The organism is Streptomyces sp. NPDC020845, from assembly GCF_044334165.1.
Lineage (GTDB): Bacteria > Actinomycetota > Actinomycetes > Streptomycetales > Streptomycetaceae > Streptomyces.
On sequence record NZ_JBIRSJ010000021.1, the window covers coordinates 19,272 to 42,680 of the forward strand.

At 73.2% G+C, this 23,409-nt stretch carries 21 protein-coding genes; 11 read left to right on the forward strand and 10 right to left on the reverse strand.

Annotated features, from left to right (window positions below):
- Nucleotides 1-167 precede the first annotated feature (167 nt).
- Nucleotides 168-2,618 carry a 4-hydroxythreonine-4-phosphate dehydrogenase PdxA gene (pdxA, locus tag ACH4U7_RS43235; protein WP_398533410.1) on the forward strand — a complete coding sequence of 817 codons (2,451 nt, stop codon included), beginning with the start codon at nucleotides 168-170 and terminating at the stop codon, nucleotides 2,616-2,618.
- Nucleotides 2,619-2,687: 69 nt separating this feature from the next.
- Complete coding sequence (locus tag ACH4U7_RS43240) at nucleotides 2,688-3,464, forward strand: DeoR/GlpR family DNA-binding transcription regulator (RefSeq protein ID WP_398533264.1); 777 nt, start codon at nucleotides 2,688-2,690, stop codon at nucleotides 3,462-3,464.
- A gap of 72 nt (nucleotides 3,465-3,536) precedes the next feature.
- On the opposite strand, the gene ACH4U7_RS43245 is transcribed toward ACH4U7_RS43240, so the two are convergent.
- Nucleotides 3,537-5,294 (reverse strand): ABC transporter ATP-binding protein, encoded by a 1,758-nt coding sequence (locus tag ACH4U7_RS43245; RefSeq protein WP_398533265.1) that lies wholly within the window; start codon nucleotides 5,292-5,294, stop codon nucleotides 3,537-3,539.
- 235 nt (nucleotides 5,295-5,529) lie between these two features.
- A complete protein-coding gene (locus ACH4U7_RS43250; protein WP_398533266.1) occupies nucleotides 5,530-7,263 on the reverse strand; it encodes an ABC transporter ATP-binding protein in 1,734 nt (577 codons plus the stop codon).
- Nucleotides 7,264-7,383: 120 nt separating this feature from the next.
- Here ACH4U7_RS43250 and ACH4U7_RS43255 point away from each other — a divergent pair, with 120 nt between their 5' ends.
- From ACH4U7_RS43255 to ACH4U7_RS43265, 3 genes are all read left to right on the forward strand, one after another.
- The gene (locus ACH4U7_RS43255) at nucleotides 7,384-7,776 is read left to right on the forward strand and encodes a hypothetical protein (protein ID WP_398533267.1); all 393 of its coding nucleotides are present in this window, start codon (nucleotides 7,384-7,386) and stop codon (nucleotides 7,774-7,776) included.
- A gap of 151 nt (nucleotides 7,777-7,927) precedes the next feature.
- On the forward strand, nucleotides 7,928-8,422 hold the full coding sequence (locus tag ACH4U7_RS43260) for a DUF3995 domain-containing protein (RefSeq protein ID WP_398533268.1): 495 nt from the start codon (nucleotides 7,928-7,930) through the stop codon (nucleotides 8,420-8,422).
- 42 nt (nucleotides 8,423-8,464) lie between these two features.
- Complete coding sequence (locus ACH4U7_RS43265) at nucleotides 8,465-9,358, forward strand: IS982 family transposase (protein WP_398533269.1); 894 nt, start codon at nucleotides 8,465-8,467, stop codon at nucleotides 9,356-9,358.
- Between the two features lie 45 nt (nucleotides 9,359-9,403).
- On the opposite strand, the gene ACH4U7_RS43270 is transcribed toward ACH4U7_RS43265, so the two are convergent.
- Nucleotides 9,404-10,003: an HhH-GPD-type base excision DNA repair protein gene (locus ACH4U7_RS43270; RefSeq protein ID WP_398533270.1), complete on the reverse strand. Its 600-nt coding sequence runs from the start codon at nucleotides 10,001-10,003 to the stop codon at nucleotides 9,404-9,406.
- A gap of 236 nt (nucleotides 10,004-10,239) precedes the next feature.
- Here ACH4U7_RS43270 and ACH4U7_RS43275 point away from each other — a divergent pair, with 236 nt between their 5' ends.
- Nucleotides 10,240-11,025 (forward strand): SigB/SigF/SigG family RNA polymerase sigma factor, encoded by a 786-nt coding sequence (locus ACH4U7_RS43275; protein ID WP_089508149.1) that lies wholly within the window; start codon nucleotides 10,240-10,242, stop codon nucleotides 11,023-11,025.
- Between the two features lie 41 nt (nucleotides 11,026-11,066).
- On the forward strand, nucleotides 11,067-11,759 hold the full coding sequence (locus ACH4U7_RS43280) for a dienelactone hydrolase family protein (RefSeq protein ID WP_398533271.1): 693 nt from the start codon (nucleotides 11,067-11,069) through the stop codon (nucleotides 11,757-11,759).
- A 117-nt stretch (nucleotides 11,760-11,876) separates the two neighbouring features.
- Here the strand turns inward: ACH4U7_RS43280 and ACH4U7_RS43285 are convergent, their stop codons facing one another.
- Complete coding sequence (locus ACH4U7_RS43285) at nucleotides 11,877-12,938, reverse strand: ATP-dependent DNA ligase (RefSeq protein ID WP_398533272.1); 1,062 nt, start codon at nucleotides 12,936-12,938, stop codon at nucleotides 11,877-11,879.
- A 77-nt stretch (nucleotides 12,939-13,015) separates the two neighbouring features.
- Here ACH4U7_RS43285 and ligD point away from each other — a divergent pair, with 77 nt between their 5' ends.
- Nucleotides 13,016-14,020 carry a non-homologous end-joining DNA ligase gene (ligD, locus tag ACH4U7_RS43290; RefSeq protein WP_398533273.1) on the forward strand — a complete coding sequence of 335 codons (1,005 nt, stop codon included), beginning with the start codon at nucleotides 13,016-13,018 and terminating at the stop codon, nucleotides 14,018-14,020.
- 37 nt (nucleotides 14,021-14,057) lie between these two features.
- Here the strand turns inward: ligD and ACH4U7_RS43295 are convergent, their stop codons facing one another.
- From ACH4U7_RS43295 to ACH4U7_RS43305, 3 genes are all read right to left on the reverse strand, one after another.
- A complete protein-coding gene (locus tag ACH4U7_RS43295; RefSeq protein ID WP_398533274.1) occupies nucleotides 14,058-16,172 on the reverse strand; it encodes a SpoIIE family protein phosphatase in 2,115 nt (704 codons plus the stop codon).
- A 157-nt stretch (nucleotides 16,173-16,329) separates the two neighbouring features.
- On the reverse strand, nucleotides 16,330-17,184 hold the full coding sequence (locus tag ACH4U7_RS43300; RefSeq protein WP_398533275.1) for a caspase family protein: 855 nt from the start codon (nucleotides 17,182-17,184) through the stop codon (nucleotides 16,330-16,332).
- A gap of 86 nt (nucleotides 17,185-17,270) precedes the next feature.
- Nucleotides 17,271-17,879 (reverse strand): TetR/AcrR family transcriptional regulator, encoded by a 609-nt coding sequence (locus ACH4U7_RS43305; protein ID WP_398533276.1) that lies wholly within the window; start codon nucleotides 17,877-17,879, stop codon nucleotides 17,271-17,273.
- 117 nt (nucleotides 17,880-17,996) lie between these two features.
- Between ACH4U7_RS43305 and ACH4U7_RS43310 the strand changes: the two genes are divergently transcribed.
- Nucleotides 17,997-18,485 carry a nuclear transport factor 2 family protein gene (locus tag ACH4U7_RS43310; RefSeq protein ID WP_398533277.1) on the forward strand — a complete coding sequence of 163 codons (489 nt, stop codon included), beginning with the start codon at nucleotides 17,997-17,999 and terminating at the stop codon, nucleotides 18,483-18,485.
- The gene (locus tag ACH4U7_RS43315; RefSeq protein WP_398533278.1) at nucleotides 18,478-19,347 is read left to right on the forward strand and encodes an NAD(P)H-binding protein; all 870 of its coding nucleotides are present in this window, start codon (nucleotides 18,478-18,480) and stop codon (nucleotides 19,345-19,347) included. Before ACH4U7_RS43310 ends, ACH4U7_RS43315 begins: the two co-directional genes overlap by 8 nt.
- 24 nt (nucleotides 19,348-19,371) lie before the next feature.
- On the opposite strand, the gene ACH4U7_RS43320 is transcribed toward ACH4U7_RS43315, so the two are convergent.
- Entirely contained in the window at nucleotides 19,372-19,875 is a 504-nt protein-coding gene (locus ACH4U7_RS43320; protein ID WP_398533279.1) for a hypothetical protein, read from the reverse strand.
- An 86-nt stretch (nucleotides 19,876-19,961) separates the two neighbouring features.
- Nucleotides 19,962-20,387: an ATP-binding protein gene (locus tag ACH4U7_RS43325; RefSeq protein ID WP_385616166.1), complete on the reverse strand. Its 426-nt coding sequence runs from the start codon at nucleotides 20,385-20,387 to the stop codon at nucleotides 19,962-19,964.
- Between the two features lie 446 nt (nucleotides 20,388-20,833).
- Here ACH4U7_RS43325 and ACH4U7_RS43330 point away from each other — a divergent pair, with 446 nt between their 5' ends.
- Nucleotides 20,834-21,661 (forward strand): SDR family NAD(P)-dependent oxidoreductase, encoded by an 828-nt coding sequence (locus ACH4U7_RS43330; RefSeq protein ID WP_398533411.1) that lies wholly within the window; start codon nucleotides 20,834-20,836, stop codon nucleotides 21,659-21,661.
- Nucleotides 21,662-21,925: 264 nt separating this feature from the next.
- On the opposite strand, the gene ACH4U7_RS43335 is transcribed toward ACH4U7_RS43330, so the two are convergent.
- Nucleotides 21,926-23,365 (reverse strand): hypothetical protein, encoded by a 1,440-nt coding sequence (locus ACH4U7_RS43335; protein WP_398533280.1) that lies wholly within the window; start codon nucleotides 23,363-23,365, stop codon nucleotides 21,926-21,928.
- Nucleotides 23,366-23,409 lie beyond the last annotated feature (44 nt).

The window sequence follows — 23,409 nt, forward strand, 5'->3', positions numbered from 1 at the left end:
TGCGCGTTTCACGCAATACCCCTCGCACACTTCGCGCAGAGTGTGTCATCATCGAGACCGTCGGGGCGGCGCGTTGCCGCCGTCTTGCGCCGCCCCGCAGTTCCGCGCCGTTCTTCTGCGCTGTCCCTCGCTGTCCCTGGTCGCTCGAGGAGGTACCGGTGGAACCGATGCCCAGCAGGCGGTTGCTCGCCGTCGCGGACGACCTGTCCGGCGCGGCCGAGACGGCCGCCGGGCTTGAATCGCGCACAACGCGCAGTCGGGTGGTGCTCGTTGGGGGCTCGGCCGCCCCGCGCCACCCGGGCGAGGCGACCGTGCTGGACCTCGACTCGCGCCATCTGCCCGCGGCCGACGCGGCCGAGGCGGTCCGCGCCGCGCTGGCCCTGCCGCCCCCGGGCGACACCCTCGTACTGAAGAAGATCGACTCACTGCTGCGCGGCAATGTGGCCGCCGAGGTGGCCGCCCTCGCCGCGGACGGCGCGAGCGTGGTCGTCGCACCCGCACTGCCCGCCGCCGGGCGTGCGGTGCGCGCGGGCGTCGTCCACCTCGGCACCACCCCGCTGCACCACAGCGACGCCTGGCGCGCCGAGCCGGTGCCCCCGCCGGGCTCGGTGGCCGCCGCGCTCGGCCCGGCCCGCACCGCGCTCGTCCCGCTCACAGCCGTACGGGGCTCCCGGCACACCCTGCTGACCGCGCTGCGGGCGGCCCTGGCCGAGGGGCGGGTGGTCATCTGCGACGCGGAGACCGACGCCGACCTGGACGCGATCGTCGAGGCCGCGCTGGCCGGCGGGCCGGGCGGGCCGGGCACCCGGCTGGTCGGCTCCGGCGGCCTGGCCGCCGCCCTCGGCCGCCATCTGGCGGGCGGGGAGCCCGACGGCCAGCCCGAGACCGACGTGCCACCCCCGGCAACGTCGGTCGCGGCCGGCCCGCGCGCGGCGGCCGGCCCGGGGCGGCAGGTCCGTATCGAAGCCCTGCCCGGCACGGTCGAACACGCCCTCGCCCGGCCTGCGGCGACGGTCTCGGAGGCCCGGGAAGCCACCGTCCGGCAGCCCCGCGCGGAACATGAGCGCGAGGCGGCCGAGCCCCGGCCGCTGCTGGTCGTGGTCGGCACCGCCGAGCCCTCGGCCGCCGAGCAGATCCAGCGGCTGGCCGACGACGGAGCCACCGTCCTGCGCCTCCCCCTCGAAGCCCTGTGCGCGGACGACTCCGCCGCGCCGATAGCCCTCCCGCCGCTCCACGACGACGCGGTCACCGTCTTCACCCCCGCGCCCGGCCCGGCCCCGGCGGCCTTCTCGCCCCGGCGCCTGGTGCACGGCCTCGCCCGCACCGTCGCCGCCGCGCTCGCCCGCCACGACGGGCCCGTCGACCTCGTCCTGACCGGCGGGGAGACCGCCCGGCGGGTGCTGGACGCGCTCGGCGTCACCGAACTCCACCCCGTCGGCCAGGTGCACCACGGCGCCGTACACCTGCGTACCCCCGACGGGCGATCCGTCGTGACCCGCCCGGGCAGCTTCGGCGACGCCGACTCCCTGCGGCAGATCGTCCACGCGCTGCGCCCCCACCCGACTCAATCGGAAGGTCCGTCCATGAACCCATCCCCCAACCCCGCCTCCCCCGCCGACGGCCCGCTCCCCCTCATCGCGGTCACCATGGGCGACGGCGCGGGCATCGGGCCGGAGGTGGTCGTCCCCGCCCTGCTCGACCAGGACACGCTGCGGCGCTGCCGCCCGGTGGTCATCGGGGACGCGGCGCGGCTGCGCCAGGCCGCCCGGCTGCGGGGCCTCGACTGCGAGGTCGTCCCCGTCTCCGGGCCCGAGGAGGCCGAGTTCACCCCGGGGCGGATCAATGTGATCGATCTGGACCTGCTCCCCGCCGACCTGCCCTGGGGGCAGCTGTCCGCGGTGGCCGGGGACGCCGCCTACCAGTACATAGCGGTGGCCGCCGAACTGGCCATGAGCGGTGCGGTGCAGGGCATCTGCACCGCACCCCTGAACAAGGAGGCCCTGCACGCGGGCGGCCACATCTTCCCCGGCCACACCGAACTCCTCGCCCACCTCACCGGCGTCGACGAGGTGTCCATGATGCTGGCCACCCCGACCGTGAAGGTCATCCACGTCACCACGCACATCGGCCTGATCGACGCGGTCAACCGGATCGAACCCGGCCTCGTCGAGCGCACCGTACGCCGCGGCCACGAGGCGATGGTCCGCGCCGGCACCCCGAACCCCGTCATCGGCGTCTGCGGCATCAACCCGCACGCGGGCGAGAACGGACTGTTCGGCTACGGCGAGGAAGAGGAGAAGATCGTCCCCGCGCTGGTGGTGCTGCGCGCCGACGGCATCGACGCCCGCGGCCCGCTCCCCGCCGACACCGCCTTCTTCCTGGCCGGCCGCGGCGACTACGACCTGATCGTGGCCATGTACCACGACCAGGGCCACGGCCCGGTCAAGGTGCTCGGCCTGGAGGCCGGGGTCAATCTGACCGTCGGGCTGCCCGTCATCCGCACCTCCGTCGACCACGGCACCGCTTTCGACATCGCCGGTACCGGAAAGGCGGACGCCGGTAGCATGATCGAGGCCCTGCGGCAGGCGGCCGAGATGTCCTCGGCCCCCGCCCGGTGAAGCGAGACCGCCCGGTGACGCAGAACCAGCCGGTGGCGCAAGACCAGAAGGACGAGTGACGAGTTGACGATGCCAGCCCAGGGAGCCCGGGGCCGCCGCGACCAGATCGTCCACCTCGCCACCACCACGGGTCTGGCGAGTGTGGAGGAGCTGTCCCGCACCTTCGGGGTCACCGCCTCCACCATCCGCCGCGACCTCGCCCAACTGACCGCCGCCGGGCGGCTGGCCCGCACGTACGGCGGGGCGATGGCCCTGGTGGCGCACCCCGAAGCATCGCTGCGCCAGCGCACCGGCGAGGCATTCGAGGCCAAGCGGGCCATCGCCCGGTGGGCGGCGGAGCGGATCCGTACGGGCGAGACGGTCCTGCTCGACGCGGGCTCGACCGTCGGCGCCCTGGCCCATGAGCTGCGCGCCGCCGGGGATCTGACGGTGGCGACCACCGGACTCACCGCACTGCAGGAGCTCTCCGACGTGGACGGCGTACGGGTGGAGTGCCTTGGCGGCACGCTGCGCCCGCTGAGCCAGAGCTTCGTCGGACCGCTCGCCGAGGCCGCGTTGGAGCGGATGACCTTCGACCGGGTATTCCTCGGCGCCGACGGCGTGACGGCCCACGACGGCCTGTGCGAGGCGGACCTGCGGCAGACCCGCCTCAAGGAGCTGATGGCCCGCCGGGCCGACGCCGTCTACGTACTGGCCCACTCGGCGAAGATCGGCCGCCGCCCCTTCCACACCTGGGTCCAGCTGCCGCCGGGATGGACGCTGGTGACGGACCGCGCGGCCGACCCGGACGAGGTACGGGCGCTGCGGGCGGCCGGGGTCGAGGTCGTTCTCGTCGACGCGGAGTGAGACGCGGCCCCGTCGGGCCGTATGTTCACCACTGTGGCGCCTGACCGGCCGGGCCCTGGCGGGGCCGGCCGGTCAGGCGCGGCCGTGCCAGGAGGCCCAGAGCGCGGCGTACGCACCGCCGCGCCGCACCAGCTCCTCGTGCGGCCCGAGTTCGGTGATCCGCCCGTCCTCCATCACCGCCACCCGGTCCGCGTCATGCGCGGTGTGCAGCCGGTGGGCGATGGCCACGACGGTGCGCCCTTCGAGGACCGCGGCAAGCGACCGCTCGGTGTCCCGGGCCGCGCGCGGATCGAGCAGCGAGGTGGCCTCGTCCAGCACCAGCGTATGCGGATCGGCGAGGATCAGCCGGGCCAGGGAGAGTTGCTGCGCGCGGTCGGGCGGCAGCGCCGCGCCACCGGCTCCCACCCGGGCGTCGAGCCCCGTCAGCGCGGCCCACCCCCAGGCGCCGACCGCCCGCAGCGCCCGCTCCAGTTCGGCGTCGTCCGCCCCGGGCCGGGCGATGAGCAGGTTGTCGCGCACCGTGCCACGGAAGACATACGTCTCCTGGGTGACCAGGGCGACCTCGCCGCGCAGTTCGGCCGGTGAGAGATCCGTCAGCGCCATTCCCCCGACGGTGACCGCGCCGGTGCGCGGCGAGTGGATCCCGGCGAGCAGCTGGCCGAGGGTCGACTTGCCCGCGCCCGACGGGCCGACGACGGCCAGCCGCTCCCCGCGCTCGATCCTCAGATCGATGCCGCGCAATACGTCGCGGCCGTCGCGGTAGGCGTAACTCACCCCCCTGACCTCAAGCGCCCGGCGCCCCTTGAGATCCCCCCGGGCCGCCCGGCTCCGCCCGCCGGGCGCGGCTCCCGTGGCGCCGGACCCGTGGCCGACCCCCAGCAGCCTGGCCAGCGAGGCGGAGCCGGTCTGCAGATCGCCCAGCGAGTACAGCAGCGTGTCGACCGGCCCCAGCAGTTGCTGGACATAGAGCGTGGCCGCGGTGACCGACGCCAGCGAGACCAGGCCGTCGATGGTGAAGAACCCGCCGATGACCAGCGTGGCGGCCACCGGCAGCGCATACGCGGTGTCGATGATCGGCAGGAAGACCGTGAGCAGCCCCACCGTGTGCCGCTCGGCGGCGTAGGACCCGGCGATGTCCTGGTCCGTGCGGGCGGTGCGGCGCTCGGCGATACGCAGCGCCTCGACCGTACGGGCCCCCTCGACGGTCTCCGTCAGGCCCTCGGTGAGCTGGGAGTACGTGGCGCTCTGAGCAAGGAAGGCATCGCGGGCGCGGCCGAAGAACCACCGGGAGGCGGCCCACAGGACGGGAACGGCGATCAGACAGGGGAACGCGAGCAGCGGGCCGACCACGGCCATCGCCCCGAGGGTGACGAGGATCGTGACCAGCGCGGTGACGGCGGCGGGCACCGCGCCGCGCACCACGCGCGCCAGCACGTCCACATCGCGGGTGGTGCGGGTGACCAGATCCCCCGAGCCCGCCCGCTCGACGGTGGCGAGCGGCAGCGTCAGCACATCGTCGACGAACCGCTCGCGCAGCTCGGCCAGGACCTGCTCGCCCAGCCTGGCCGAGGCGTATCCGGCGGCGTGCGTCAGCAGCGCCTGGGCCACGATGAACGCGCAGATCAGCAGCGCGGTACGGGGGATGTCGGCGGCGCCACGCCCGGCGTCCTCGACCAGGCCGCCCAGCAGCCAGGGGCCCACCAGACCGCAGACCGCGGCCAGGCCGTACAGCGTCAGGGTGGCGGCCAGCTCGCGCGGGTGACGCCGGGCCAGCCGGCGGACATGGCCGCGGACCTCCTTCGCGGAGGCGACGGGCAGCGGGATACTCATGCCCCTCCCTCCCGCTCAGTCTTGGCGCGCTCCAACGCGCGAGCTTCCCTCGTCACCGCCCGCTCCTCCGTCACTGCGCGGCTCCTCAGTCCAGCCCGCACAGCGCACCAAGACACGCACCCCTCCCCCCGCTCAGTCCCGGCGCGCTCCAACGCGCGAGCTTCCCTCGTCACTGCTCGCTCCTCCGTCGCTGCGCGGCTCCTCAGTCCAGCCCGCACAGCGCACCAAGACACGCTCATACCGGGTCCTCCTCTCGGGCGACCACAGCCCGGTATCGGGGGTCGTCGAGGAGTTCGCCGTGTGTGCCCTGGGCGACGGCCTTCGCGCTCTCGACGTAGACGACGTGGTCCGCCCGGTCGAGCAGGATCGGGCTGGTGGTGAACACGACGGTGGTGCGGCCCGCGCGGTGGGCGCCGAGCCCGCGGGCGACGCGGGCCTCGGTGTGGGCGTCGACCGCGCTGGTGGGCTCGACCAGGACCAGCACCTCCGGGTCGGCCATCAGGGCCCGTACCAGCCGCAGCCGCTGCTGCTGGCCGCCGGAGAGGTCGCGCCCGGACGCGGCGATCACGGTGTTCAGACCCTCCGGCAGCGCCTCCACGATGTCGCGCGCCGAGGCGGCGTCCAGCGCCCGTTCCAGCGGCTCGCGGGAGCCGGGGCGGGGCCCGGCCGGGTCCAGTTCATAGCCCAGCGGGCCGGCGAAGAGCAGGTCGTCGTTGGTGGCGACGAGGATGCGCCGCCGCACCTCCTCCAGCGGCAGATCGGCGAGCGGCGCCGCCTGCCAGGTGACGGCGGAGTCGGTGTAGCGGCCCAGCCGGTCGGCGAGGGTGGCGGCGTCGGCCGGGGAGGCGCAGGCCACGGCGGTGAACCGGCCCGCTGCCACGGCGAGCCCGGAGTCGGGGTCGGCCAGGGGGCCACCGCTGGGCAGGCGGTCCCTCCCAGCGGTGTGCGGCCGTGGCAAACCGGTGCCGGAGGAGAGTTCGGGCGTGAGCGCGAGAAAGTCGGTGACGCGGCGGGCGGCGACATGGCCCCGGGTCAGCTGCCCGGCGGCGTCGGTGAGCCGGCGCAGCGGATCGACCAGGTAGACGGCGTAGCCGTAGAACGCGACGAGCTGACCGGCGCCGATCCGGCCGTCGTCCACATAGCGCGCCCCCAGCCAGACGACGACGCAGGTCAACAGGCCCGGGAGCAGCACCTTGACGGCGCCGAACAGGGCATCGACGCGGGCGAGCGCCACCCCCGCGCCGCGCAGCCGCTGGGAGTCGGCGCGGTAGCGCTCGGCGAAGACCGCCTCGCCGCCGATGCCGCGCAGTACGCGCAGGCCGCTGACGATGTCGACGGCCCGGCCGGTCAGTTCGGCCTGGTGCTCGCGCAGCCGCTCCTGGCGCCGGTGCAGCGGGCGGATCAGCAGCGCGACCGCCCAGACCATCAGCGGCACACCGGCCAGCACCACGCCGCCGAGCCGCCAGGAGGCGTCCAGCATGATCGCGGCGATGGCGGCGATGGCCACGACCGCGCCACTGCCACGGGCGGTGCCGGCCAGCGCCTCGCCGATCCGGTCGATGTCCGCCACACCGGCGTTGACGATCTCGCCCTTGGCCACGCGCTTGGGCAGGGTGGCGCCGAGCGTGGCGGTCTGGCGGGTGATGAGCTGCATGGTGCGGTACGAGGCGCCGAGCCGGGTGGTGAGGGTGCAGCGGTCGCGCAGAATGCCGGTGGTGGCCTGCACCACACCGAGCCCCAGCACCGCGCCGCCCCACAGCAGCAGCGTCCGCCGGTCCCGGTCGATGATCCCGGTGTCGATGGCGGCGCCGATCGCGGCCGGTACGAGCGCCTGGGCCAGCACACAGAGAATTCCCCACAAAACGCCGAGGAAAATGGAATGGCGGATATTACGGGCAAGCCATAACAGATAGGATGTGGGTGAGCGATGATCTGGCGTTCCGGATTCCGGATCAGGGAAGCGTCGCATGGCACGCCGATGCTAATGAGCCCGTTCCCCGCCCGCCGCTGAATTTCCCGGCATTTCGGCGGGGAGGGCCCGGGAGGCATGGCCGGGGGACGGTGGGGCACTCGCGTCGCGATGGGATGAGTGACCGTCGTAGAAATTCTGGAGGTCACCGTGTACTGGCAGGCCGATCCCCGGCACCTCTCCGCCGACGACCACGACCGCGACCCCGCGCCGCCGTCGCCGACCCCGTCGCCCGGCCCGGGCGGGCCGGAGCCGGGTCCCGGGCCCGGCCCCGAACCGGGGCCGACCCCCGGGCCGCCGCCCGACCCGGCGCCGGACCCCGTGCCCAGCCCGCCGCCCAGCCCGCCCCCGAGCCCGCCGCCCGGTCCGGTGCCGGGTCCACCGCCGCACCCGGTGCCCCAGCCGCCGGGCCCCGATCCGGTCCCGGACCCCTCCCCCGCCCCCGGACCGCTCACCCGCCAGGCGCGCCCCAGCGCGGCCTACGGCACGACCGGCCCGGCCATGGCCCGCTAGGACCACCCGCTAGGACTTGGTCCGCTTCGGGGCCGCTAGATGATCAAGTCCGATGTGTCCGGTCGCATGCGGTGGCCGACTGGATGGCGGGCGTCCCGGTTTCTCAGCGCTGCTGGCGGCCGTGCGCCACGGCAGTGGCATGCTCCTCGCTATGCATGAAGATCCGCAGGACAAGGCAACGCCGCGGTGGTGGGGGCGTATCGCGTGTACGTGGGCGGTCGCTTTCGCTGTGCTTCATTTCTACTGGGCGCTCGGCGGCGGCTGGGGCCTGAGTGTCTCGGCGGGGCCCTTGGCCGAGGAACGCCCCGGGTGGTTCGTGGTGGTGGGCTTGTGGGGTGTGGGAATGCTGTGCCTTGTCGGCGGCGTGCTGGGATGGCTTCTCGCCCGGCCACGGCCTCATGGCCTGGCCGGACGGGCGGTCAAGAGCCTGGGCTGGTGCGTCTGCGCTGTGCTGGTGGTGCGCGGCATCGCCGTCGAGGTGCTGCTGCTGAGTGACGCAGTGGGCCAGGAGATGGGAGTGAGTCCGGAACAGCGGCTGTGGACGCTGGCGCTCTGGAATCCCTGGTTCCTGGTCGGCGGTCTCGTCTTCGGGCTGGCCGCACGGCAGTTCGGAAGAGCGAGTGGCCCGAGTAGCGGTGCCGCCTGACGGCGCGCCGGGGAACACGAACAGGGCCTCCAAGATCGTGGTGTGAACGACGACCTGGACACCCTGCTGACCGCACTGTACGTGAAGATCGATGACGAACTGGAGGCCAACCGCTGGATGGGTCGGCCACCGAAGCTCACCGACGCCGAGCTGGTCACTCTCGCGGTCGCCCAGGCTCTGCTCGGCTTCCACTCCGAGACGCGCTGGCTGCGTTACGCGACTACACACCTGGCGTCGATGTTTCCCTATCCGCCGCAGCAATCCGGGTACAACAAGCGCCTCAAAGCGGAGCTGCCCCTGGTGAGACGGGCGGTACGGATGCTGGCGGCGGACACGGACTTCTGGTTCGACACCCACTGGATCGCCGACTCCACGCCGGTACCGTGCGGGATGTCCCGCCCGACGGTGAAGCGGTCGGACCTTGCCGGCTGGGCCGGATACGGGTACTGCGCCTCCCACTCCCGGTTCTTCTGGGGCCTGCGCCTGTACCTGGTGTGTACCCCGACCGGGATGCCCGTGCTGTGGGCGCTGGCGAACCCGAAACTCGACGGGCGCGAGGTATTGCAGGCCATGTTGGACGTCGACGTCGACCTGGTGGCCGATCGCCCGGGACTCCTGCTCATCGCGGACAAGGGTTTCGCCTCCAAGGAGTTCGAGAACGACCTGGCGATGCGCGGGATCGACCTGCTGCGGCCCTCGTTCAAACGCGAGAAGAAGCGCAAGGGCGAGCGGCTACTCAAGTCGGTGCGGCAACTGATCGAGTCCGTCAACGACACCCTCAAGGGCCAGCTCGGCCTGGAACAGCACGGCGGCCGGACCTTCGAGGGCGTGGCTGTCCGCGTCGCTCGGCGTGTCCTCGCGCTGACCGCGACCGTCCGGCGGAACCACAAGACCGGCCAACCGGTCATGCGATCCCTGATCGCATTCGATCACTGAACACATCGGACTTGATCGTCTAGGACTTGGTCCGCTTCGGGGCCGCTAAGACCTGCTCCGCTTGGGCGCCGCCGCCTTGGCGGCCCGCTTGGCCTCCTGCTTGAAGGCGCGGACCTTGTCCAGCGACTCCGGCCCCGTGATGTCGGCGACCGAGCGGTACGAACCCTCCTCGCCATAAGCGCCCGCCGCCTCGCGCCACCCCTCGGGCCGTACGCCGTACTGCTTGCCGAGCAGCGCCAGGAAGATCTGCGACTTCTGCTTGCCGAAGCCGGGCAGCGCGTTCAGCCGGTCGAGCAGCTCCTTGCCGGTGGCGACGTCCCGCCACAGGGCGGCGGCGTCGCCGTCGTAGTTGTCGACCAGGTACTGGCACAGCTGCTGCACCCGCTTGGCCATGGACCCCGGGTAACGGTGCACAGCAGGCTTGGCCGACAGCACCTCGACGAACCGCTCCGGGTCGCAGGCGGCGATCTCCTGCGCGTCCAGGTCGTCGCCGCCCATGCGCTGCACGATGGTGTACGGCCCGGAGAAGGCCCACTCCATGGGCACCTGCTGGTCGAGCAGCATGCCGGTCAGCGCGGCCAGCGGGCTGCGCCCGAGCAGTTCATCGGCCTCTGGCCGCTGGGCGAGGCGAAGGGTGACATCCATCCCGTCCGGTTACCCCCCGCGACCGGGCCGAAGCAGCCCGACCCGCTCGGGTTCCCCCACACGGGGACGCAACAGGGGCAATTCAGCCGAATTGCGAGGTATTCGGGACCGTGCGAATCTGGTGGCGACCCTGAATTCGATCAACCAGAGCCAGAGGGAGACCGAGCGCAGCGGGACATTAGCGCATCTATGTGCCGCGGGCAGGATGTGACATCGGACCACGGAGACGAGTGACCATGTCAGCAACCGCGACTCGCCACCGGCGCCATGACGACACTCCCGACACCGACGGTGACTTCGCTCGCCTTTCCCGGCTTCCGTCGGGGCCGGAGCGCGACGCCCTGCGTGAGGCGATCATCTGTGCGTGGCTGCCCGTGGCAAAACGCCTGGCGCTGCGTTTCCGCAATAAGGGCGAGAATATGGAAGACCTCACCCAGGTCGCCTCGCTCGCCCTGGTGAAGGCGGTCGACCGCTACGATCCCGATCTCGGCCACGCTTTTCCCTCCTATGCGATCCCGGTCATCACCGGTGAACTCAAGCGGCACTTCCGCGACTATCTGTGGACACTGCATGTGCCCCGTAATATCCAGGAAGTCCGCTCCCGCACCCGCTCGGCGCGCGACGCCCTCGAACAGGAACTCGGCGGCCGCACCCCCACCATCACCGAGATCTCCACCCGCACCGGTATGCCCAAGGAAGACGTGAAGGCGGGCCTGGAGGCCAGCGCCTCCTGCACCCCGCTGTCCCTCAACGCCGCGGTCCAGGGCGCCGAGGAGCGGCTGCTCGCGGAGACGGTGGGCGCGGACGACGCGGCGATCGAACGGGTCGTCAACCGGGAGGCGCTGCGGGCGCTGATCACCCACCTTTCGGAACAGGACCGCTACGTGCTGTATCTGCGGTTCTTCGTCGGCCTCTCGCAGAGCCAGATCGGCGAAATCCTCGGCTTCTCGCAGATGCACATATCCCGCAGGCTCTCCCGGCTCTACAGCGAATTGAGGCAGGGCCTGCTGGCCCATGCCTGACCCCGCCGGGCGGGCCCGCCCGGACGCGCAGGAGGTGGCCGATGGTCTCGGAGACGGCCCGTATCGCCGCGGACGGCACGCTGCTGGTGGGCGATCTGGTGGTGCCCGACGGGACCCGCGGCGTGGTGGCCTTCGCCCATGGCAGCGGCAGCTCCCGGCACAGCCCGCGCAACCGCTCGGTGGCCGAGGTGCTGCAGCAGGCGCGCCTGGGGACGCTGCTGTTCGACCTGCTGACCATGGACGAGGAGCGGGTGGACGCGATCACCGCCGAGCACCGCTTCGACATCCCCCTGCTGGGCCGGCGCCTGGTGGCGGCGGTGGACTGGCTCGGCGGGCATCCGGCGACCGCCGCCCTGCCGGTCGGGCTGTTCGGCGCCAGCACGGGCGCGGCGGCGGCGCTGGTGGCCGCGGCGGAGCGGCCGGAGCGGGTGCGGGCGGTGGTCTCGCGCGGTGGCCGCCCCGATCTGGCGGGTGGGGTGCTGTCCCGGGTCCGCGCCCCGGTGCTGCTGGTGGTGGGCGGCGAGGACCACGAGGTGCTGCGGCTCAATGAGCAGGCGGCCGCCATGCTGGCGGCGCCCCACTCCGTGCATGTGGTGCCCGGCGCGACCCATCTGTTCGAGGAGCCGGGGACGCTGGCCCAGGCGGCCGCGGCGGCCCGCGACTGGTTCCTGGACATGACCGCGGCCCCCGCGGGAGGCCCGGGCGGCTCCCGCCGATCCCCCCGGCGGCCTTGAACCACCGCTCCCCCAAGTCGGGTTCGGCCGCGGTGTCCGCCGCCGCGCATCCGGCGGGGGGTCGCACGGAAGCACTCCTGGAGCGCTCGGGGGTTGCTGAGGGGCGCTGAGGGGGCGTCAGGTGCCCAGTACCGCCCGCAGGTCGTAGCGCACCGGCTCTTCCAGCTGGGCGTAGGTGCAGCCGCGTGGCTCGCGGTCGGGCCGCCAGCGGCGGAACCTGGCCGTATGGCGGAAGCGGTCGCCCTGCATATGGTCGTACGCCACCTCGCACACCCGCTCCGGCCGCAGCGGCATCCACGACAGGTCCTTGACGCCGGTCCAGCGGCTGGGCGCGCCGGGCATCCGGCCGCGCGTCTGCGCCTCCTCGCTGGCCCAGTCGGCCCAGGGGTGTCCTGCGAGGGTGTCCATCCGCAGCGGTTCCAGCTCGGCCATGAGCTCCTGCCGGCGCCGCATCGAGAAGGCGCCGCACACGCCGACGTGCTGGAGCCGGCCGGCGGCGTCGTACAAGCCCAGCAGCAGCGAGCCGACGACCGGGCCTGACTTGTGCTGCCGCATCCCCGCCACCACGCAGTCCGCGGTCCGCTCGTGTTTGACCTTCACCATGACCCGCTCCCCCGGCCGGTAGCCGAGGTCGGGGTGTTTGGCGATGACGCCGTCCAGACCCGCGCCCTCGAACTGCTGGAACCACTGCTCGGCGAGGCCCTGGTCATCGGTCCAGGGCGCGGTGTGGACGGGGTCCGCGGCCTCGCGCAGCGCCTCGGTCAGCGCGTCCCGCCGCTGCCGCAGCGGCGTGTCCATCAGGGACTCGTCCCCCAGTGCGAGCAGGTCGAAGGCCACGAAGCTCGCCGGGGTCACCTCGGCGAGATGGCGCACCCGCGAATCGGCGGGGTGGATGCGCTCCAGGAGCGCGTCGAAGTCCAGACGGCTCCCGCGTACGATCACGATCTCGCCGTCGAGAACGCAGCGCGGCGGCAGATTCGCCCCGAGCGCGCCGACCAGTTCCGGGAAGTAGCGGGTCAGCGGTTTGCCCGAGCGGCTGACCAGCTCGATCTCGTCCCGGTCGCGGAAGACGAGCGCCCGGAAGCCGTCCCATTTCGCCTCGTACCACATGCCCGGCGGGATGGCGGCCGCGGACTTGGCCAGCATCGGCTCCACCGGCGGCATCACCGGAAGGTCCATGCCCCGATTCTCCGTCCCTCCCCGGCCCGGCGCCCGCCGGGAGGTGGCCTGTGCCCCGCGGGCCTAGCGTTGAATCCATGGCAGAGACGGCGGAGCTCACGGTCGGCGAGCGCACGGTACGGCTGACCAACCCCGGCAAGGTCTATTTTCCGCAGCGGGGCTTCACCAAGCTGGACGTCGCCCGCTACTACCTGGCCGTCGGCGACGGCGTCCTGCGGGCACTGCGGGACCGGCCGACGACGCTGGAGCGCTACCCGGACGGCGTAGAGGGCGAGTCGTTCTTCCAGAAGCGGGCGCCGAAGAACCTGCCCGAGTGGATTCCGACCGGGCGGATCTCCTTCCCCAGCGGGCGCCATGCGGACGAGATCTGCCCCACCGAGCCCGCGGCCGTCGTCTGGGCGGCGAATCTGGGGTGTCTGACCTTCCACCCGTGGCCGGTCCGGCGGCTGGACACCGACCACCCCGACGAGCTGCGGATCGATCTGGACCCGCAGCCGGGGACCGACTACGAGGACGCGGTGTGGGCGGCCGGCCAGCTGCGGCCGGTGCTGGAGGAGCTGGGGCTGCGGGGGTGGCCGAAGACCTCGGGCGGCCGCGGGCTGCATGTGTTCGTGCCCATCGAGCCGGAGTGGACCTTCACCCAGGTGCGCCGGGCCGCCATCGCCATCGCGCGTGAGCTGGAGCGGCGCGCGCCGCGGCGGATCACCACGGCGTGGTGGAAGGAGGAGCGCGGCGAGAAGGTGTTCGTGGACTACAACCAGACGGCCCGCGACCGGACCATCGCCAGCGCCTACTCCGTACGCCCCCGGCCGCACGCCCCGGTCTCGGCGCCGCTGCGCTGGGAGGAGGTGCCCGACGCCAGGCCGCGGGACTTCGATCTGGCCACCATGCCGGTGCGGTTCCGGGAGCTGGGCGATGTGCACGCCGATATGGACGGGCAGGTCTGCCGTCTGGAGGCCGCCCTGGAGCTGGCCGACCGTGACGAGCGCGAGCACGGCCTGGGCGATCTGCCGTATCCGCCCGAGCATCCGAAGGTGAAGAGCGAGCCCAAGCGGGTGCAGCCCAGCCGCGCCAAGAAGTGAAACCGCCGGCGTCGCCGCCAACGCTGCGAGTGGTACGTCACTGACCAGCGCTTCCCCCGTGCGGCGAACGCTCGCGCAGCCGCGCCAGGAGCAGCGCCACATCGTCGTCCGGCGCCCCGTGCAGGGCGGCAAGCACCTGGTCGCAGGTCCGCTCCAGCGGGCCCTGCTGGCGGCTCAGCAGCTCCAGCAGGGTGCGCAGGCCCACGTCGATGGACTGGTGGCGCTTCTCGACCAGACCGTCGGTGAACAGGGCGAGCAGGGTGCCCGGCGACAGCTCGCACTCGACCGAGGCGAACGGCACGCCGCCCACGCCCAGCGGCGCGCCGCTGGGCATGTCGAGGAGTTCGGCCCGCCCGCCGGGGCGCACCAGCACCGGTGGCAGATGGCCGGCGGTGGACAGCAGACAGCGGCCGCTGCGCGGGGCGCAGACCGCGTACAGGCAGGTGGCGATCGAGTCGCCCAGGGTGATGGTGATGTCGTCGAGGTGGCGCAGCAGTTCCGCGGGCGACAGGTCGAGCTGGGCGAAGGCCCGGGTGGCGGTGCGCAGCTGGCCCATGATCGCCGCGGCGTGGATGCCCTTGCCCATCACATCGCCGACCACCAGGGCCACCTTGCCGTCCTTGAGCGAGAGCACATCGAACCAGTCGCCGCCGGCCGCGCTGACCGCGGGCAGATACCGGGAGGCGATCTCCAGGCCGTCCAGGTCGCGCGGCTGCTGGGACAGCAGGCTGCGCTGCAGGGTGAGTGCCGCGTCGCGCTCCCGGGCGTACAGGCGGGCGTTGTCGATGCACAGCGCGGCGCGGGTGGCCAGTTCGCAGGCGAGGGTGAGGTCCTGCTCGTCGAAGGGCCGGGCGTTGATCGTACGGTGCAGGCTGAGGGTGCCGAGCACGCTGCCGCGGGCGATCAGCGGGGCCGCCAGATAGGAGTGGACGCCCTCCTTGCGCAGTACGGCGGCGGACGCCTCGTCCCGCGCGATGCGCCGCAGGTCCCCGTCGGTCACCTGGGGCAGGAAGATCGGCTGGGCGTCGCGGACACAGCGCGTGATCATACGGCTCGGGTCGTACCGGGCGATCTCGCCGACCGGGTCCGCCGCGTGCACGGCGTCGGTGGGGTAGCCCGCCGCCACGGCCAGCGCCCGGAAGCGGGCCCAGCCGTCGGTGCCCACCCGGGCCATGGGCTCGCGGTGCACCACGGCGTCCAGCACATCCACGGCGGCGAGGTCGGCCAGCCGGGGCACGGTCACATCGGCCAGTTCCTGGGCGGTCTGCCGCAGGTCCAAGGTGGTGCCGATACGGACTCCGGCCGCGGCGATCAGGGTCAGCCGCTCGCGGGCCTCGGCGACCTCGCTGGCCTCCCGGTGGCGCCGGGACACATCGAACACCGAGACCGCGATGCCCAGGACCCGCCCGCTGGGGTCCTCCAGCCGGTAGTACGACTCCGACCAGGCGTGCTCATGGTCCGGGTCGGCCGGGGTCCGGCCGACGGTCTGCTTGTCGAGCAGCGGCTGCCCGGTCTCCAGGACGTGCAGCATCGCGCCCTCGATGGCCGAGGCGTCAAGACCCGGCAGCACGTCCATCAGGCTCCGGCCCCGCAGGTCGCACTCGGACAGGCCGTTCATCTCCAGCAGGGCCGGGTTGGCGAGGATCCACCGCAGGTCCGTGTCGAATACGGCGAGACCCACGGGCGACTGCTCGACCAGGAAGCCGGAGACGGCCAGGTCGGTCTCCAGCTGCCGTACGGTGCCCTCGTCGGCCGCGAGCCCGAGCGCGTAGGCGTCGCCGTGGGAGTCGCGCAGGCCCATGGTGCGGAACTCCACCCGCAGGGCGGTGCCGTCCTTGTGCCGGACCGGAAAGACGCCCGCCCACATCTTGCCCGCCTGCACCCGCTGGAACAGCTCCACCGCGGACCGCCGGTTCTCGCGGTCGACCAGCAGCCGAGCGGCGTTCTGGCCCAGGGCCTCGGAGGCGCGGTAGCCGAGCAGCTGCTCGGCCTCCGGGCTCCACAGGGCGACGCGGCCGTCGCTGTCCAGCACCACGGCGGCGACCCGTAGCAGATCGAGCAGGCCTCCCGGGGCGGCGAGATCGTTGAGCTCCGCCTCGCCGTCCCCTCGCGGGCGGTCTCGCGCTTTCGGCGGGCGGTCTTGCGAAGTCATCCGGGTACCTCATTCCCCGCTGCCCGTACGCAGGGGCGGGCCGACGCGGCACCAGCGGTCGGCCGGGCGGGCGTGCCCTTCTTCTGTCATACCTCTCCAGGCCCGGCCCCGCACACCCAGGTCATCGGCGGGCACGGCCGCGACACGCCAGGGACGGTCAGATGGTGAAGGGCCGCTGCCGGGCGAAGGCGGGCAGCGGCGGGCCGGCCTGGAACAGATTGGGGGTCTGGTCCGGGGGCATCCGCTTGGTGACCTCCCGGTGCAGCCTGCGGTAGCTGCCCTCGAAGGCACCGTCCCGCCAGACGTCCAGGAGGGTGCCCGTGAACAGGCCGTTGACCATCCCGTCCGCGGAGGTCTGGTTGTCCTGGCAGCCGGAGATCTGCAGCACGGTGGCGTCGATCTCGGCGAGGTCCTTGGCGGTGCGGGTGTTCTGGATCCCGTCGTAGAAGGCGCGGTCCCGCTTGTAGACGACGGACTGCACCGGAAGCGGCATCACCCTGATCCGCTTGGCGACCTCGTCCGGCTGGTCGGTGCTGAACCGCCGGTCGAGCTCGCGGTGGCTGAGCAGCTCGGGCAGGACCTTGGCCACCGTGCCGCTGTGGCAGCTGTCGGAGAGCATCCAGATCCGCACCCCCTTGGCGAACTTCCCGAACAGGTCGAAGAGCTCGTCGTCGACCAACTGCCGGTCGTACAGCACCCAGGTCTCGTCCAGCCGGTCGCCGGTCTCGTCGTGGTTGAGGTCCGGCACCTGGCCGCCGTGGCCCGAGTAGGTGAGGAAGAGAAAGTCGCCGCCGGTGAGCCGGCCGGCCGCGGTCTCCAGGGCCGCGGAGACCGCATCGGCCGTGGCGGCGGAGGTGAGCAGCGGGTCGGTGACGGTGAAGCCCGCGGCCCCGGCGAGCCGCGCCATATCGCTCGCGTCCTGCTCACAGGCGTTGAGGTCGCCGCTCCAGCCGTCGTAGCGCGCGGGGTCGACCTGGTTGAGGCCGATGTGGACCGAGAGGCCGGTTGCCATGGAGGGCTCCTTCCGAGGGGTGGAGGTGACGACGCACCTCCGCCGACTCAGCGATGATGGGGCCACTCGTCCCGCCACGCCCTGTTTCACTGGGCCGTCCGGGCTCCCAGGGCGCGCAGCACGGTGTCGGCGGTGCGCTCCAGATAGTCGGCGTCGGGGCGCACACCGCGGATGGACACATGCCAGTAGACCAGCGCCCCGAGCAGATCGAGCGCCAGCTCGCGGTCCGTGTCCGGGGGCAGCTCGCCGCGCCGCACCGCCCGGTCGAGCACGTCGGTCACGCGCGAGCGGCGCGGTTCACCGATGGACCTGGCCAGCGCCTGGGCCAGATCGGGGTCACGGTTGGCCTCGGCGATGAGGTCCGGGAAGATCCGCGAGAACCGCGGATGGGTGAGCCAGTCGGCCACCGCGCCGAGCATGGCCAGCACATCGCCGCGCAGCGAGCCGGTGTCGGGCGCCTCGGCGAGTTCGACGCTCAGCTCGGAGGTGACCGCGATGATCATGTGCTGCTTGGAGGGCCAGCGGCGGTACAGAGCGCTCTTGCCGACCCCCGCCCGTTTGGCCACCGCCTCCATCGAGAGCCGTCCGTAGCCGTGCTCGGCGAGCTCGTCGAGCACGGCCTCGGCGATGGCCGCGGTCTTGTCGGCGCGCAGGGCTGCGGCGCCGCTCGGGGTGCGTCGGGTCGGCTCAGGCATGCGCAGACGGTAGCAGATGGACGGAACGGTACCGTCCCGTTTACGCTCGACCCGAAGGACGGAACGGTACCGTCCCGTCCAATCTCGTTTCCGAGAGTTTCCGAGGGACGCTCGCCCATGAACACGACCCACCAGACCGACCAGACCCACCGCACCCCCCGCCCCCGTACGGCCGTCGAGGTGTTCGACCGGGCCAAGGAGCTGCTGCTCGCCCACGACATGCTCGGGTTCGCCGACCTGTGGGCCGCCGACGGCACCATGGAGTTCCCGTTCGCGCCGCCCGGCCGGCCCAGTCGGCTGGAGGGCCGGGAGGCGGTGCGGGAGTATCTGCGCGACTACACCGACCTGCTGGATGCGCGCGCGGTGACCCACGACGTCAGGCACCGCACCGAAGACCCGAACACCCTGATCGTCGAGTGGGCGGTGGAGGGGATCGCCGTCCGCACCGGCCGCCCGTACCGCATGGCGTACGTCGCCTTCATCACGGTCGAGGACGGCGAGATCACCGCCTACCGCGACTACTGGAACCCGCTCGCCGCCGGCCAGGTGCTGGGCATCCTCGACGAGCTGACCGCCGCGTACGCGGAAGGCCGGGCCGATGGCTGACCGCACCGACCCCACCGACCCCACCGTTTTGGTCACTGGCGCGACCGGGAACACCGGCTCCCGGCTGCTGCCGCTGCTCGTCGCCCACGGCGCTCGGATCAGGGCCGCCGCCCGCCGCCCGGATCAGGGGGCACGGCCGTACGAGACCGTACGGTTCGACTGGCGCGACCCGGCCACCCACGCCGCGGCGCTGGACGGGGTGACCCATCTCTACCTCATCGCCCCGGTGGCGGAGGCCGAGCCGTTGGCGCTGGTCGAACCGTTCCTGGCCGATGCGGTCCGCCGCGGCGTACGGCGCGTGGTGCTGCTCAGCTCCTCCGCGGTCACCCCCCAGATGCCGGGTCTCGGGGCGCTGCACCGGCTCGTCCAAGAGACCGCGCCCGAGTGGGCGGTGCTGCGGCCCTCGTGGTTCATGCAGAACTTCACCGGCGACCACCCGGTGGCCCAGGGGATCCGTACGCGCGGTGAGATCGTCACCGCCACCGGGGAGGCCGGGGTCGGCTTCGTCGACGCGGGCGACATCGCCGCCGTCGCCGCCCGCGCCCTCCTGGACGAACGGCCGCACGACACCGCGCACACCATCACCGGGCCCGAGGCGATCGGCTACGGCGACGCGGCGCGCATCATCGCCGAGGTGTCCGGCCGGGCCGTCCGCCATGTCCCGGTGGACACCGCGACCCTGGCCGGGCGGCTGGCCGACGCGGGATACCCGAAGGAGTTCGCCACCATGCTCGCCGGGCTCGACGAGGCAGTTCGGCGCGGCGCGGAGGACCGTACGACCGACACGGTGCGCCGGGTCACCGGGCGCGCTCCCCGCTCCTTCCGCGACTTCGCCGTCGAGCACCGGGCGGAGTGGGCCTGAGCGGGGCCGGCGTCGTGGCACGGCTCAGCGGAAGAGGGCGTACGGGGCGCGGCCTAGGGGTCTGGGGGGCGCACTGTCCCGCAGCGCGGCCCACAGCACCCGGCTGTCGGTGAGCGGGCCGCCCGGCCTGACCAGCCAGATGTGGCCCTGCCGTACGCATCCGGGCCGGGGGCAGCGCAGCACCCGGCCCGGCCCGGCGGCGGCCACGGCGCGGCGGCGGCCGTGGCCGGAGCCCCGCAGCCACGCCTTCCACTCCTGGGCCGAGCCGGGCGGTACGAGGAAGGAGAGCACATGGCTGGCGGTGGCCAGCATCACCGGGCCGACCACCGCCTCGTGCCGCCGCAGCGTCTGGACCACGGCCATCCCGGTGCCCTCGGACATCCGGACCAGGTCGAAGAGCCGGCCCACCGGAAGGTCGGCGAGGCCGTTTCCGCTGGCCCACTGCACACGCACCCGGCCGGGCTCCTCGCCGGCCGACGACAGCAGCCAGTCGGCCGCGGCGGTCTCCACGGTGCCTCGCCCACGCATGTCGCCTCCGGTCTCCCCTGTTGACTCGTCCGCTCCGGTCGCGCCGCCCCACCCTCGGCCCGGCCGTCTGTGCGCCCTAGCGGGCCCTAACGCGTCCGCCCGAGCGCCAGCGTGAACCACACCTTCTTGCCCGGGCCGTCCCCGTCCGGCGGTTCGGTGCCCCAGTCGTTCGCCAGGCCGTCGACGATGGCCAGCCCCCGCCCGGACTCCTCCGTCTCGGCCGCCGTACGGAAGACCGGCCGGACCGGCGAGCCGTCGGCCACCTCGATGCGCAGTTCGTCCCCCGCGGGCTCCACGCCCACGGTGACGGTGACGGTGTCGGCGGGGCCGCTGCTGCCATGCTCCACCGCGTTGGCGAACAGCTCGTTGGTGGCCAGCACCGCGCTCTCCACGGCATGGTCGAGCTGCCAGTACTTCAGGAAGGCGGTGAGCATCCGGCGGACGGCGAAGGCCCGGTCGGTCCGGGCCGGGAACTCGGCCCGGAAGAAGCGGCGGGTCGCCAAGGAGATCACCGGCCCCTCCCCGCCGGCCGAGCCCATCGCGCCTGTCCTGCCTGTCGGTTCTGTCCGGCCTGCGGTGTCTGTCGGGTCCGGCGGGCCTGTCGCGCCGATAACGCGCGCGGTGGGGGTGGTTGATGCCCCGGTAAGCGGGTAAGCGCATGCTGCGTCCCCCGGCCGGGTTCCCCACCGCGGCATCCGCGCCGGGGGCGAGGGGTGCGCGCCCCTCGGCCCGCCCGCCGGGGCCGGCCGCCACGGGCGGCTGCGGCCCGGTCGCGGTGGCTGCCGGGTTGCGGCATGGTTTCCTCCTTCGAAGACAGCGGGACTACGTCGGTCACCGTTCACGTAGACAAACGGTTGGACGGTCCGGTCGGCGAGGGGGCACGGGGGTTGTTCGGTTGTACAGGCGTAGTGGTTCGGGTCGCACGCCGGTCGGACTGTACGGTCCGGGCGTGGTGAGCGTGAGTGAGGACCGCCGGCGGGAGCCCTGCCCGGCCGCGCGGTCCGGCGTGGACGGCAAGCGGATTGTGGTCACGGGGGGCACACGGGGCCTGGGCGAGCAGATCGTGCGCCTGTTGCTGGCCGACGGCGCCTCGGTTGCCACCTGTGCGCGGTCCGCGCCCGATCTGGCGGCCCTGGCGAAGTCGCTGCCCGACGACCAGGAGCGGGACGCGCTGTTCACCCAGGCGCTCGATGTCGTCGAGCCGGGTCTGCTGGAGGAGTTCGTCGAGGGCGCGGCGGAACGTTTCGACGGTCTGGACGGCGTGGTGGCCTGCGTCGGCGGCGCCCGCGGTGGCGGCCTCGAGGAGGCCGACGCCCACGACTGGGCCGCCACCTGGGAGTTGAACGTCGGCCATACCGCCCGGCTGGTGCGGGCCGCCGTGCCGTATCTGCGCGGGGCGCGCGGCACCGGGGGTGGATCGGTCGTGGTGATCGCCTCCATCTCCGGCTGGAAGCCGGGGCCGCAGGCCCAGTACGGCGCGGCGAAGGCCGCCCAGATCCATCTCGCGGCCTCGCTGGCCCGTGAACTCGGGCCCGACGGGATCCGGGTGAACGCCGTCTCCCCCGGGTCGATGCTCATCCCCGGCAAGCGCTGGGACCGGATGCGCGTCACGCAGCCGGAGGCGTTCGCCAGGTTCGCGACGGAGTTTCCGAACGGCGAACTGGTCGCGCCGCAGGAGGTGGCGCGGGTCGTCGCGTTCCTTCTCTCGGACGCGTCCAGCGGTGTCTCCGGGGCCCATGTCCCGGTCGACCGGGCCCAGAACGCGCCCAGCGCGGAGGGCTATTAGACCCTTTGGCGGATCCCTCTGGCGGATCCCTCTGGCGGATCCCTCTGGCGGATCCCTCTGGCGGATCCCTCTGGCGGATCCCTCTGGCGGATCCCTCTGGCGGATCCCTCTGGTGGGTCCCTTTGATGGATCCCTTTGGCAGCCGCCATTGGCCTCGCCCGGGCCCTGCACACCCCCGGCGGTGCGGGGTCCGGGTGAGGCCCCCTTCCGGGCCGCATGGCGGTGGAGCCCGGAAGGAGCCAGGGAGAAGCGCCGTGGCGCGGCTCAGGCCGCGGCGCCGAGCAGGGTCCGGGAGCGGAGTTCGAAGTCGCGGACCATGGGCTCGCCGCGGTGCGGCCGCAGCCGGGTGCGGAAGTCGCGCAGGGCCTGCACCGAGCGCTCGCTGTGCACCCCGCTGAGCGCGCTGAGCGCCGCGTCCGCGGTGCCGATCGCCTCGTCGAGCCGGTTCTGCTGGAGATGGGCGGTGGCCAGGACCGAGCGGCTGATGGCCTGGCGGCGGCGCCGGTCGCCGTTGGCCCGCACCGACTCGTCGGCGGCGCGCTCGGCCTGCGCCGCGCTGCCCAGGTCGCGGAAGCACAGCGCGGCCTCGGCCGCCAGATAGTGGTGGTCGAGGAAGCGGACCCACTCCGACTCCTCCTCGGCGCCCCGGCTCGCGTCCAGCGCGGCGTCCGCCGAGCGCAGCGCGCGGGCGGCCTCGCGGGGCTCGTCGAGGGCCGCGTAGCCGCGGGCCGCCATGGCGTGCAGCCGCATCAGGCCCAGCGGGCTGCCCGCGTTCTTCGCCGTGGCCACGCCCACCCGGGCGAGCTCGACACCGGCCTGGGGCTGGCCGAGGTTGGTGGCCAGATGGGACAGGCCGGCCAGGATCTGGCCGCCGAGGACCTTGTCGCCGCCTTCGGCGCACAGCCGCAGCGCCTGGGTCATATAGCGCTGGGCCAGGCCGTATTCGGCGTTGTCGTAGCTGCTCCAGCCGGCCATCGCGGCCAGCTTGGCCGCGGCGGTGAACAGTTCGCGCCGCTCGCCCACGGGCACGCCGCGGCGCTGGAGCATGGGGACGACCTCGGTCGACAGGTACAGGACGATGCTGGCGCGGACCTGGCCGCCGCCGAATCGGTTGTCCATCTCGTCGAACATGCTGATCGCGGCACGGACCTGCTCGATCCGGCCGGCGTCGGCTGCCGCGGCCGGATCGCCGGCGGCCGGATTGCCGGCGGCTGGACCGGTGCCCTGGTTCTCGACCAGCCACAGCAGCCATTCGCGCTGCGGGGTCACCAGCGCGCCGGCGACGAAGGGGACCGCGCCCAGCAGGCTGCGGCGGGATATGTCGGTGGAGCCGAGTTCGGCGAGCGTGTGCAAGGTTTCCGCCACGTCCTCCCGGTAGGCCAGCGCCCTGGCGACGACCGGGCGCTGTCGGTCGGCGATGAAGCCGAGCTCGGCGGGGGCCACCGGCCGGCCGAGCCGGTGGGAGAGCACGGCCGCGATCAGTTCCGGCGTCGTACCGCGCGGCTGGCCGCCCTGGAGCCAGCGGGTGACGGACGCCTTGTCGTAGTTGGAGGAGTGTCCCTGATGGCGCCCCAGCTCATTGACACGCAGGGCCAATGAGGCGTATGAGCAGCCGGATTCCTTGAGGGCCGCGGCCAGGGCCTGGTTGGTGGCCGAGCCCCGGGGCCGGGTTCCCGGCGCGGCGCTGTTGGTCACCGCGGCCACCTCCGGCCCCTGACGGTGCCGCGCGCCGCCGAGCTGCCGAGTGC